The sequence below is a fragment of the Saccharothrix sp. NPDC042600 genome (assembly GCF_040647305.1).
Classification (GTDB): Bacteria; Actinomycetota; Actinomycetes; order Mycobacteriales; family Pseudonocardiaceae; genus Actinosynnema; species Actinosynnema mutabilis.
Window position 1 is genome coordinate 48,157 of record NZ_JBEZBW010000010.1, and the last position, 12,189, is coordinate 60,345.

Consider the following 12,189-nt stretch of genomic DNA (forward strand, 5'->3'; position numbering starts at 1 on the left):
GCACCACGATGACCGGCCCATTCAGCAACATGACCGTCGACCACGTCGAGTTCTACGTCACCGACCTCGCGTCGAAAGCGGCCTGGTGGCTCAACAGCTACGGGTTCGCCATCAGCGCGGCCTCCGACGACGAGGCACCGGCCCGGTCGATGGTGCTCAGCCACAGCCAGGTGGACCTCGTGCTCACCGAGGCCGACGACGCCGACCACCCCGCCGCGGAGTACGTCAAGAAGCACGGCGACGGCGTGGGCAACATCGGCCTGGGCGTCGCCGACGCGACGGCGGCGTTCGACGAGGCGGTCCGGCGCGGCGCCCGGCCGTTGTCCCAGCCGGCGAAGGTGGACGGCGTGACCACGGCGTCGATCATCGGCTTCGGCGACGTGGCGCACACGTTCATCCAGCGCGACACCGGAACCGCGCCGCGCGCCCTGCCCCGCATGCGCCCGACCGCGACGCCCACCGGCGACGCCACGGTGCAGCTGGGGGAGGTGGACCACTTCGCCGTCTGCGTCGAGTCCGGCGAGCTGGACGGGTACATCGAGTTCTACCGCAACGTGCTGGACTTCGAGCTGATCTTCGAGGAGCGGATCGCCGTCGGGCGGCAGGCCATGACGACCCGGGTGGTGGAGAGCACGTCCGGGGCGGTGACCCTGACGCTGATCGAGCCGGACCTGACGTGCGAACCGGGCCACATCGACAGCTTCCTGCGCGACCACGGCGGTGCGGGCGTCCAGCACATGGCGTTCGCGACCGGCAGCATCGTGTCCACTTTGGACTCGCTGGCGTCGCGGGGAGTCGCGTTCCTCGACGCGCCCGGCAGCTACTACCAGATGCTGGCCGGCCGGGTGGAGCCGATCAGGTACGCGATCGACGATCTCCGTCGCCGCAACATCCTGGTGGACGAGGACCACGGCGGGCAGCTGTACCAGATCTTCACGATGTCCGTCCACCCGCGCAACACGATCTTCTTCGAGCTGATCGAGCGGCTGGGCGCGAAGTCGTTCGGCAGCGGCAACATCAAGGCGCTGTACGAGGCGGTGGAACTGCAACGCCACCTGGACCGGTTCGAGTAACCCCATCCGCAGTGGGGCAGGCAGGCCCATCCGGACCCCCGGATGGGCCTTTCGCTGTGGGGGGCACGCCGGGCGCGTGCCGGCCAGGGCTCGGCGACGCGGGCGGGGCGGCTCGGGAAGGGGGCTCGGCGGGGTGGACAGGGCGGCGCGGGCTCGGCGGCTCGGCGGCGGTGTGGCGGGGCTTGGTCGGGCGCGGGCCCGGCGGGGCGCTGCGGCCGGAATTGTCGGTGGTGCGTGAGAAAATGGTGTCGGGGGCCGGAGGCCGCGCCGAGCATCGGCCGCGCGCCCAGGATCCGCAGCGAGCCCGGCACCTGCTGCGTGCCGCGCGAGAGCCGTCTCCCGCGCGGCACGCGTCGGCTCAGCGCAGGTCGAAGCCGGTGTACCCGGCCTCCGCCACCGAGTCGCACTTCTGCCGGTAAGGCGCGACCCCGCCCACGTACGGCATGAACACCCGCGCCTTCCCCGGCACGTTCGCGCCGAGGTAGTACGAGTCCGCCTTCGGGAACAGCGTCATCTCGCTGACCTCCCGCACGTGCGCCGTCCACTCCTTCTCCGCGGTCTCGGTCGCCTCCACGACGGCGCTGCCGTGGCGGTCCATGTGCGCGACCAGGTCGCTGATCCAGTCCACGTGCTGCTCGATCGACACGACCATGTTGCTCAGCACCGACGGGCTCCCCGGGCCGGTGATGGTGAACAGGTTCGGGAACCCCGACACCGCGATCCCGAGGTAGGACTGCGGGCCGTCCCGCCACTTGTCCCGCAGCGTCACGCCGTCCCGGCCCCTGATGTCCACCGCCAGCAGGGCGCCGGTCATCGCGTCGAACCCGGTCGCGAGGACCAGGCTGTCGAACTCGTACTCGCCCGCCGTCGTCCGCACGCCCGTCGGCGTGATCTCGACCAGGTCCTCCTCGCGCAGGTCCACCAGGTGCACGTGCTCGCGGTTGAACGTCTCGTAGTACCCGGTGTCCAGGCAGGGCCGCTTGGTCGAGAACGGGTACCCGCGCGGCTCCAGCTTGCGCGCGGTCTCCGGGTCGGCGACCTTGCTGCGCACCTGCTCGCGGATGAACTCGGCGGCCGTCTCGTTCGCTTCCTCGTTGAAGATCAGGTCGGTGTAGGACTGCACGAGCCCGTTCAGGTGCCCGCGGTTCCACCGCTCCTCGTACATGGCGCGCCGCTCGTCGTCGCTGACCTCCAGCGCCGACTGGGTTGGCCACTCGACCGCGATGCCGAAGATGGAGTTGCGGTCGGCGTCGCGCACCGCCCGGTAGTTCGCCTTGACCTCGGCGACCCGCGCCGGGTCGAGGGGGCGGTTGAACGCCGCGAGGCTGTAGTTCGGCGTGCGCTGGAACACCGTCAGCTCGCGCGCCTGCTCGGCCAGGAACGGGATGGCCTGGATGCCCGACGACCCGGTGCCGATCACGCCCACCCGCTGCCCGGTGAAGTCCACGCCGCCCTCCGGCCACCGCGCGGTGTGGTACCAGGGGCCGGTGAACTCGTCCAGGCCCGGCACCTCGGGGAACTTCGGCACCGAAAGGCACCCGACGGCCATCACGCAGTACCGCGCGGACAGCTCGTGGCCGCGGTCGGTGCTCACGCGCCACCGGCCGGCGGTCTCGTCGTAGGCCGCCCGGGTCACCCGGGTCTCCAACACGACGTCGCGGCGCAGGTCGTAGCGGTCGGCGACGTGCCGGAGGTAGGCGAGGATCTCCGGCTGGGAGGCGTACTTCTCGGTCCACTCCCACTCTTGTTCCAGCGCGGGGTCGAACGAGTACGAGTAGTGCATGCTCTCCACGTCGCACCGGGCGCCGGGGTACTTGTTCCAGTACCACGTCCCGCCGACGTCCTCGGCCGCCTCGAAGACCTTGACCGACAGGCCCTGCGCGCGAAGCTTGTGCAGCGCGTAGAGACCGGCGAAGCCGGCTCCGACCACCACTGCGTCGATTTCCCCGGCCACACTGTCCATGGGAATGAACCTCCCCACCGTCGGGTACGTGTTGACCGCTTGAACAGGCGGCAATGCCCATGAGGTTAGCCACGCCGAAGCGTCGTCCTTCTTTTCTTGTGCGGTCGGTGCGGAACAGCGCACGAGTGGAGAAAGGCAACGCGGGAGTTGAGCCGCCGCGCGCCGCGCGACGACGATGATCGGCGGATCGCACCGCCGGAAAACCGATGCGGCATTGTCCCCCTGGAGGTCACGATGAGTGGCGACGACACCGCCGCGCCGCAGCACTTCGAACTCGGCCCCTTCGCGCTCGACAGCGGCTACACGCTGCCGGGCGCGCGACTGGCGTACCGGACGTTCGGCGAGCTGAACGCGGCCAGGGACAACGCCGTGCTCTTCCCGCACATGTACTCGGGCAACTCCTCCTCGCTGGAGGCCCTGATCGGCGAGGGCCGCGCGCTGGACCCCTCCCGCTACTTCATCGTCCTGCCCGACCAGTTCGGCAACGGCCTGTCGTCGTCGCCGAGCAACACCCCGCCGCCGTTCGACCGCGGCCAGTTCCCGGTGGTGTCGATCGCCGACGACGTGCGCGCCCAGCACCGGCTGGTCACCGAGCACTTCGGCATCACCGCCCTGCACGCGGTGGTCGGCTGGTCGATGGGCGGCCAGCAGGCCTACGAGTGGGCCGTGCGCCACCCGGAGGCGGTGCCCCGGGCGGCGATCTTCGCCGCGACCGCCCGGACCCCCGCGCACAACAAGCTGTTCATCGACATGGCCGCCGAACTCCTGCGCTCGGACCCCGCCTTCGCCGACGGGTTCTACGCCGACGCCGCCGACGTCCACGTGGGCCTCAAGCGGCACGCGATGGCGTTCACCCTGACCAGCACCAGCACGCGGTTCTTCCGCGACGAGGTGTGGCGCGCCATGGGCTTCGCCTCGGCCGAGGACTACGGCCACGGCTTCACCCGCGGCTACTACCAGGCGCTGGACCCGAACAACCTGCTGCGCCAGCTGGCGAAGTGGCGCGCCGGCGACGTGGGCCGGAACGCCGGCGGGGACCTGGCCGCCGCGCTGGGCCGGATCACCGGCAAGGTCGTCGCGGTGGCGTTCAGCGACGACTTCTTCATGCCGGTCGCGGACGTGGCGGCCGACGTGGCGCTGATCCCCGGCGCCGAGCTGCGCGTGATCGACAGCCCGATGGGCCACTTCGCGATGTTCGGCCTGATGCCGACCGACGCCGCCGCCATCGACGAGGTCCTGGCGGAGGTCCTGAAGTCCTGACGCCACAACACGAGAACTGGCCCGCGACCACCGTCGCGGGCCATTCTCATGTGCCCGGAACACGAGGATGCCGCCCCGGGCGGTGAGTGCCCGGGGCGGCAGGGGGACGAGCGGGGCGTCACGCCGCCGCGGTGGCCGCCTTGGTCAGGCGCACGGGGAGCGAGCGGTGGCCGTTCATGATGAACGTCGGGTACGGGACCAGGTCCTGCACGTCCACGGCCAGCGTCAGGTCCGGGAAGCGCTCGAACAGCGCGGAGAGCGCGGCCTTGGCCAGCATGCGGGCGATGCCCGCGCCCAGGCAGTAGTGCGGGCCGTGGCCGAAGGACAGGTGCTCCTTGTCCGCGCGGGTGATGTCGAACGTGGCGGCGGACTCGCCGTGCAGCGCCGGGTCCCGCCCGAGCGCCGCGTAGTTGATCAGGATGGGGTCGCCCTTGGGGATGGTCACGCCGTCCAGCTCCACGTCCTCGACCGCGAAGCGCAGCGGCAGGCTCGCCAGCGGCGCGTGCAGCCGCAGGACCTCCTCGATGACCTCGTCCCACGACACCTGGCCGGTCTTGACCAGTTCCAGCTGCTCGGGGTGGGTGACCAGCGCGGTGACCGCGTTGTCGATGAAGTTGATCGTGGTCTCCGAGCCCGCGCCGAGGATCGCGAAGACCGTGTCGGTCATCTCCTGCTCGGACATCCGCGAGCCGTCCTCGTCCCGGGCGGCGATGAGGTCGCTGGTGATGTCCGGGCCGGGCTCGCGGCGCTTCTGCGCGATGAGGTCGGCGATGGCGGTGCGCCAGCCCAGCAGGGTGTCCTGGGCCTGCTCGGGGGTCACGTCCGTGGCGACCATCAGGTCGATCATCTTCGCCGCCGCGACCCGCGCCTCGTCGGACATGCCGATCAGCTCGGCCACCAGCATGCCCGGCAGCGGGTAGGCGAACTGCGACTTCAGGTCGACCACCTCGCCCGCGGCGGCGGCGTCGGCCAGGCGGTCGAGCAGCGTGTCGATCATGGCCTGCGCCTTGGGGCGGACCTCCTCGGGCTTGCGCGCCATGAACGCCTTGGTGGTCAGCCGGCGCAGCCTGCGGTGGTCCTGGCCGTAGGTGGTGGAGATGTTGTCCATCGCCACCCAGCTGATCATCTCCCAGTCGGGCGGGACCTCGCCGTTGACGAAGGCCGGCCAGTGCAGGCGGGCGCTCTTGCTGACGTTCGGGTCGCCGAGCAGCTTCTTGCTGACCTCGTAGCTGGTGACGGACCACGCCACGACCCCGCCGGGCAGTTCCACCCGGGTGGCGGGGCCCTGGGCCCGCAGGTGGTCCGCTTCGGCGTGGATGTCCCGACCCGTGGGGTCCAAGGTGAATGGACGGCCTTCGCTCATAGCTGTCTCCCGGAAAAACCCGTCAGAGTCGGAGGAATTCACGACACGGCCACAAGGTAGCCCGGCGGGGATCGGCGAGGAAGGCGTCGTGGAAACGTCCCGGCGCATTCGGCAACCCGGGAGAAACGAACTCCGCACGATGGGATAAAAGGCGTTCCAGGCGGTGGTGGGACGCTGGTGACCGAGCCTCTTCCCCGCGGATGGAGACGTGATGGTGGCGGACGACGAGACACCGCTGGTGGCCGTCATAGCGGGTACTCCCTACGATTCCGGCCTCGGCGCGGAGTTGTTGCGCGCCAGGGGGATCAGCGCCTCCGCGCACGCCATGGCGAGCACCCCGGACGAGCAGGACGCGTTGCAGTACGAGGACCCCGCCGGACTCGCGGCCGCCTTCCACGCGAAGCTCGACGCGCTGCGCGGGTCCGGGACCCGGTTGGCGATGCTGTTCTGCAACTCGCTGTCGGCGGTCGTGGACGGCTCCGGCGGCGCGCTGCCCGTGATCTCGCCGGTGACCGTCTACAGTGAACTGGCCCCGCTGCGCTCCACGTTGGCGGTCACCGGGAACGCGCACGCGCTCGTCGGTGTCGAGCGCACCGTCCGGGCGGCCAACCCGGACCACCGCCTGCTCGGCGTGTCGGACCCGGCGCTGGTGCGGGGGATCGAGGCGGGCGACCCGGAAGCGGCGTTCCATGCCTCCCACCTGCCGACCACGCTGCGCCTGGCCGACCGGCTCGGCCTGGAGGCCGTCGCGTTGGCCTGCACCCACTTCACCGCCGTCCTGCCGTTCGTGACCGCCGTGTCCGCGCTTCCCGTCATCGACGTCGGCACCCGGCTGGTCGAGCTGACCGAGCAGGCGCTGGCCACGACCGCGGGACCGGTGGGCCGTGGTTGAGCTGTCCCGCGCCGACCTGCACGTCTCCGTGTGGGACCCGGTCGCCACGTCGATGAACTTCCTCAACGAGGTCGCGGGCCGGTACCCGGATGCGATCTCCCTGGCCGCGGGCCGACCCCACGACGGGTTCTACTCGGTGGACGACGTCGAGCGGTACCTGCGGATCTACCTCGACCACCTGCGCGCGGAAGGCCGCACCGAGGAGCAGGTGCGCGGGATGCTGTTGCAGTACGGGCGCACCAACGGCCAGCTCGGCACGCTGATCGCCCGCATGCTCGACGTGGACCACGACGTCCAGGTGCCCGCCGAGTCGGTGATGGTCACCGCCGGGTGCCAGGAGGCGATGGTCATCGCGCTGCGCGCGCTGTGCGCCGGACCCGACGACGTCCTGCTGGCGGTCGAGCCGTGCTACGTCGGCATGACCGGCGCGGCCCGCATCCTCGGCGTCGAGGTCGTCCCGGTGCCCGAGGGCGCGGACGGGCTCGACCCGGCGACCGTGGCCGCGGTGGCGCGGCGGGTGCGTGCCGCCGGGAAGCGCCCGCGAGCGCTCTACGTCGTGCCGAACTTCGCCAACCCGTCGGGCGTGTCGATGCCGGTGCCCACGCGCCGCCGGTTGCTGGAGGTCGCCGCCGAGCAGGACCTGCTGGTGTTCGAGGACGACCCGTACGGGTTGTTCGGCCTGGACGACGACCCGCGCCCGACGCTGAAGTCCCTGGACGCCAACGGGTCCGTGGTCTACCTCGGCTCGTTCGCCAAGTCGTGCTTCCCGGGCGCCCGGGTCGGCTTCCTGGTGGCCGACCAGGTCGTCGTGGACGACGCCGGCCGGCGGACGCTGCTCGCCGAGGAGATGTCGGCGATCAAGAGCATGCTGACGGTGAACACCTCGCCGATCGCGCAGGCCGTCATCGGCGGCGTGCTGGTCGAGTCGGGGTGCAGCCTGCGGGCGGCGAACCGGGACAAGATCGAGTTCTACCGCCACAACCTGCGCACCCTGCTCACCGCGCTGGAGGAGCACTTCCCGCCGGCCGAACGCGAGCGGCACGGCGTGCGCTGGAACGTGCCCAGCGGCGGGTTCTTCGTGGTGGTGGAGGTGCCGTTCCCGGCGGACGAGAAGCTGCTCCAGGTCTCCGCGGAACGCCACGGGGTGTTGTGGACCCCGATGAGCTTCTTCTACCAGGACGGCGGCCACCACGCGTTGCGGCTGTCGTGCAGCTACCTCGGACCGGACCGGATCCGCGAGGGCGTGCGCCGGCTTTCCCGGCTGATCACCGAAACGGCCTGAGCGGATGGGTTCCGTAGTCGAGGACCTGCGCGCGGTGCTGCCGTCGGACCGGGTGCTGACCGACCCGGCCCTGCTGGAGTACCACCGGCGCGACAAGGCCGACCTGTGCGACGCGGGGGTGCCGTTGGTGGTGGTGCGCCCGCGCAGCACCGCCGAGGTGTCCGCCGCGGTGAAAGTCGCCGCGGCGCACGGGGTCCCGGTGGTGCCGCAGGGCGCGCGGACGGGGTTGGCGGGCGCGGCGAACGCCGTGGACGGCGCGGTGGTCGTGTCGATGGCCGGGCTCGACCGGATCGTGGCGATCGACCCGGCCGAGCGGACCGCCGTGGTGCAGCCCGGGGTGGTCAACGCGGACCTGCGCCGGGCGGCGGCCAAGGAGGGCCTGTCCTACCCGCCGGACCCGGGGTCCTGGGAGTCGGCCACGATCGGCGGCAACGTCGCCACCGACGCCGGCGGGATGTGCTGCGTCAAGTACGGGGTCACCGGCGAGTACGTGCTGGGGCTGGAGGTGGTGCTGGCCGACGGCGAGGTGCTGCGGTGCGGCCGGCGCACCGTCAAGGGCGTCGCCGGGTACGACCTGACCAGCCTGTTCGTCGGGTCCGAGGGCACGTTGGGGATCATCACCGAGATCACCGTGCGGCTGCGGCCCGAGGCGCGGGAGGCCCGGACCCTGGTGGCGGTCTACCCGACGGTGGCCGCGGCCGGCGCGGCGGTGGCGGCGGTGACCGCGGCGGGGCACGTGCCGAGCATGCTCGAACTGCTCGACCGCACCCACCTGCGGGCCATCGAGGCGTACCGGCCGATGGGCCTGGACACCGGGGCGGCGGCCATGCTGCTCGTCGCGACCGACACCGGCGACCACGCCGCGGAGGAGCTGGCCGCCATCGCCGAGTGCTGCCGGCCGGGCGCGAGCGAGCTGTACGTGGCCACCGACGCGGCCGAGGCCGAAGCGCTGACCGCCGCCCGCCGACTGGCCCATCCCGCGATGGAGCACCTGGCCGTCACGCGGTACCCGAACGGGCGCGGTGGTCTGGTGGTGGACGACGTGGCCGTGCCGCGGTCGCGCATCGTGGACCTGGTCGTCGGCGTCGAGGACATCGCGGCGCGCCACGACGTGCTGGTGGGCGTGGTCGGGCACGCCGGGGACGGGAACCTGCACCCGGTGATCGTCGTGGACCAGGCCGACCCGGCCGACATGGCGCGCGGCCGGGCCGTGTTCGACGCGATCATGGCCCTGGGGCTGGCGTTGGGCGGCACCTGCACCGGCGAGCACGGCGTGGGGGTGCTCAAGCGCGACTGGCTGGCCCGCGAGCTGGGCCCGGTGGGCCTGCGCGTGCACCGCGCGGTCAAGGCCGCGCTCGACCCGGCGGGGATCCTCAACCCCGGCAAGGTGATCACCCTCGAACCCGCTCCCGGCGGCGGTCCGGCGGGAACGGCACGAGTGGAGATGCGGCCCGACCCCGCCGCGGTGGAGAGTCGAGCCTGAGCACGAGCCGTTCGCGGGCCCGGTGCGCCCGCTTCTTCGCTTGGAGGACATCTTGGCCACCACGGTCCCAACGCGCGACGAACTCGTGCGCAAGGCGACGGACCTGATCCCGCTGCTGCGCAAGCACGCCCCGTGGGCGGAGAAGAACCGCAGGCTGCACGACGAGGTGATCGAGGCGCTCACCGACGCCGGCGTGTTCAAGCTGCGCCGGCCCAAGCACTTCGGCGGTTACGAGGCCGACACCCGCACGCTCACCGAGGTCGCCACCGCGCTCGGCCGGGGCTGCAGCTCCACCGCGTGGGTCACCTCGGTGTACTGGATCCCGACCTGGATGGCGTGCCAGTTCCCGGACGAGGTGCAGGAGGAGGTGTTCGCCACCCCCGACGCGCGGGTGTGCGGCACGCTGAGCCCGTCCGCGATGGCCGCGCCGGTCGAGGGCGGCATCGTCGTCAACGGCAAGTGGGGCTTCATCAGCGGCGCCCACCACGCCCAGTGGCAGGAGATCATCGCGATCCTGGTGCCGCCCGGCGGCGAGCCGTACCCGGTGATGGCGCTGGTGCCCATGTCGGACCTGCTGGTCGTGGACGACTGGGACACCTCCGGCCTGCGCGGCACGGGCAGCGTCAGCACCGTGGCCAAGGACCTGTTCGTCCCGGCGGCGCGCGTGCTCCCGCTGCCGGTGCTGCTGTCGGGCCAGACCGCCTCCCAGCGCAACGGCGACACGCCGATCTACCGCGCCCCGCTGATGCCGGTCGCGGCGGCCTCCTCGACGGGCGCGATCGTCGGCATGGCGAAGGGCGCGATGGACGTCTTCCTGGAGCGCCTGCCCGACCGCAAGATCACCTACACCGGTTACGACAGCCAGCGCGAAGCGCCGATCACCCACTTCCAGGTGGCCGAGGCGGCCCTGAAGATCGACGAGGCCGAGTTCCACGCCTGGCGCACCGCGAACCTGGTGGACGGCAAGTGCGCCGAGGGCACCGAGTGGAAGCTGGAGGAGCGCGCCAAGACCCGCGCCGACGTCGGCAGCGTGATCCGCCTGGCGAAGGACGCCATCGACGTGCTCAACACCGCGAGCGGCGGGTCCTCGATCTACAGCGGCATCCCGATCCAGCGCATCAACCGCGACATCCAGGCGGTCAACCTGCACGCGCTGATGCACCCGAACACCAACCTGGAGCTCTACGGCCGGATCCTGTGCGGCCTGGAGCCCAACACGCTCTACATCTAGCACGGTCACGCCGAGACCAGGAGGAATCCCCGGTATGAGCAACCAAGCGGACCAGGCCGCGATCGCCGCCCTGACCCAGAAGGTCCTCGCGGCGTGGGCGTACCACGACGCGGACACGTTCGCGAGCGTGTTCGTGGAGGACGGCACGATGATCCTGCCCGGGTCGCTGGCCACCGGCCGGGACGAGATCCGCGAGCAGATGGCCAAGGAGTGGGCGGGCCGGTGGAAGGGCACGCAGGTGACCGGCAAGCCGATCAGCATCCGGCCGCTGGGCCCGGACGTGATCCTGCTGCTGAGCCTGGGCGGCGTCCTGCACCCCGGTGAGACCGAGGTGACCGAGGCGAACGCCATCCGCGCCTCGTGGCTCGCCGTCCGCCGCGACGGCGAGTGGAAGCTGGCCGCCTACCAGAACTCGCCGCGCTACCTCACGGACGCCGACGCGGCCTGAGCCGATTTTCTTCGTGGACCCGAAGGGGCCGTTGCCGCCGGCAACGGCCCCTTCCCGTACTGGGAGGTTGCCTTGCTGGTCAGCATCACCGGCGGCACCGGTTACGTCGGCTCGCACACCGTCGACGCGGTGCTGCGGGCCGGGCACCGCGTCCGACTGCTGGTTAGGGACGAGTCCACCGTGGAGCGCGCCCTCGGGCCGCTGGGGGTGGACGTGGGCGCGGTGGAGGTCGTGCGGGGGGACGTGCTGGACCGCGCGAGCGTGGCGGATCTGGTGCGCGGGGCGGACGCGGTCGTGCACGCCGCCGCCGTCTTCTCGTTCGACAGCCGGACCCACCGCGGGATGGCCCGGACCGCGGTGGAGGGCACCGAGCTGGTGCTGGACGCCGCCCGTCGGGCCGGGGTGGGGCGGACGGTGCACGTGTCCACGTTCGGCGCGCTGCTGCCGTCCCGGGGCCGGGCGCTCGGCGTGGACTCCCCGGTCGGCCGGCCGCGGGAGACCTACCTGGCGGCCAAGGCCGCGGCGGAGTCGGTGGCGCGGCGCCACCAGGCGACGGGCGCGCCGGTGACGATCTCGTACCCGCCGGCGTTGCTGGGGCCGCACGACCCCAAGCTGGGGGACCAGGTGACGCGGGTGCGCAACGCGTTGCGCGGGCTGATGCCGATCTGGCCGACCGGCGGGCTGCCGGTGGGCGATGTCCGGGACACCGCGGCGTTGCACGCGCGGTTGGTGGGTGGCGGGTTGGCGGGCAACCGGCACTTCGGGCCGGGGGAGTACCTGAGCATGCGGCGGTTCGCGGGGGTGCTGCGGGAGGTGACCGGGCGGGCCCTGCCCGCGGTGCACCTGCCGGCGCGGGCGATGTTGCCGCTGGGGGCGCTGGTGGGGGTGGTGCAGCGGGTGTGGCCCTGGCACATCCCGGCGGAGTACGGGGCGATCTACACGTGCGCGCACGCGGCGTGGGTGGGGGAGGACGTGGCCGGCGGCCGGGCGGGGCGGCCGGTGGGGGAGACGTTCGCGGACACCGTGCGGTGGCTGCACCGGGAGGGGTTGTTGTCGGACCGGGCGGCGGGGATCGCGGCCGGGTTGCGGGTGGTGTGACCGGCGGGCCGGGTCACCCCAGCGTTCCGCGCTCGGGGTGACCCGACCCGCCGAAGCCAGACTGCCGGAGTCGGCCCGCTGAAGCCGGCCGCCGGA

Annotated in this window: 10 protein-coding genes; 8 read left to right on the forward strand and 2 right to left on the reverse strand. The window is 72.1% G+C overall.

The genetic code is table 11. From position 1 onward, the window contains the following. Nucleotides 1–8: 8 nt before the first annotated feature. The gene (hppD, locus tag AB0A74_RS09980; protein WP_358248462.1) at nt 9–1,073 is read left to right on the forward strand and encodes a 4-hydroxyphenylpyruvate dioxygenase; all 1,065 of its coding nucleotides are present in this window, start codon (nt 9–11) and stop codon (nt 1,071–1,073) included. A 358-nt stretch (nt 1,074–1,431) separates the two neighbouring features. Here the strand turns inward: hppD and AB0A74_RS09985 are convergent, their stop codons facing one another. Then, nucleotides 1,432–3,036, reverse strand: coding sequence for an NAD(P)/FAD-dependent oxidoreductase (locus AB0A74_RS09985; protein WP_358248463.1), 1,605 nt, complete (start codon nt 3,034–3,036; stop codon nt 1,432–1,434). 234 nt (nt 3,037–3,270) lie between these two features. Here AB0A74_RS09985 and AB0A74_RS09990 point away from each other — a divergent pair, with 234 nt between their 5' ends. Next, a complete protein-coding gene (locus AB0A74_RS09990) occupies nt 3,271–4,296 on the forward strand; it encodes an alpha/beta fold hydrolase (RefSeq protein WP_358248464.1) in 1,026 nt (341 codons plus the stop codon). Between the two features lie 118 nt (nt 4,297–4,414). Here the strand turns inward: AB0A74_RS09990 and AB0A74_RS09995 are convergent, their stop codons facing one another. Continuing rightward, nucleotides 4,415–5,659, reverse strand: coding sequence for a cytochrome P450 (locus tag AB0A74_RS09995; RefSeq protein WP_358248465.1), 1,245 nt, complete (start codon nt 5,657–5,659; stop codon nt 4,415–4,417). A gap of 211 nt (nt 5,660–5,870) precedes the next feature. On the opposite strand from AB0A74_RS09995, the gene AB0A74_RS10000 reads away from it, so the two are divergent. The 6 genes from AB0A74_RS10000 to AB0A74_RS10025 all read left to right on the forward strand — a co-directional run bounded on the left by AB0A74_RS10000 (nt 5,871) and on the right by AB0A74_RS10025 (nt 12,093). Continuing rightward, nucleotides 5,871–6,551 carry a glutamate racemase gene (locus AB0A74_RS10000; RefSeq protein ID WP_358248466.1) on the forward strand — a complete coding sequence of 227 codons (681 nt, stop codon included), beginning with the start codon at nt 5,871–5,873 and terminating at the stop codon, nt 6,549–6,551. Then, entirely contained in the window at nt 6,544–7,833 is a 1,290-nt protein-coding gene (locus AB0A74_RS10005) for a PLP-dependent aminotransferase family protein (RefSeq protein ID WP_358248467.1), read from the forward strand. The genes AB0A74_RS10000 and AB0A74_RS10005 overlap by 8 nt, the downstream gene beginning before the upstream one ends. A gap of 4 nt (nt 7,834–7,837) precedes the next feature. Beyond that, the gene (locus tag AB0A74_RS10010) at nt 7,838–9,316 is read left to right on the forward strand and encodes an FAD-linked oxidase C-terminal domain-containing protein (RefSeq protein ID WP_358248468.1); all 1,479 of its coding nucleotides are present in this window, start codon (nt 7,838–7,840) and stop codon (nt 9,314–9,316) included. A 49-nt stretch (nt 9,317–9,365) separates the two neighbouring features. After that, nucleotides 9,366–10,547 (forward strand): acyl-CoA dehydrogenase family protein, encoded by a 1,182-nt coding sequence (locus AB0A74_RS10015; RefSeq protein ID WP_343936641.1) that lies wholly within the window; start codon nt 9,366–9,368, stop codon nt 10,545–10,547. 34 nt (nt 10,548–10,581) lie between these two features. Continuing rightward, entirely contained in the window at nt 10,582–10,995 is a 414-nt protein-coding gene (locus tag AB0A74_RS10020; protein WP_343936516.1) for an SgcJ/EcaC family oxidoreductase, read from the forward strand. Between the two features lie 72 nt (nt 10,996–11,067). Further along, nucleotides 11,068–12,093, forward strand: coding sequence for an NAD-dependent epimerase/dehydratase family protein (locus AB0A74_RS10025; RefSeq protein ID WP_358248469.1), 1,026 nt, complete (start codon nt 11,068–11,070; stop codon nt 12,091–12,093). The last annotated feature ends 96 nt before the right edge of the window (nt 12,094–12,189 follow it).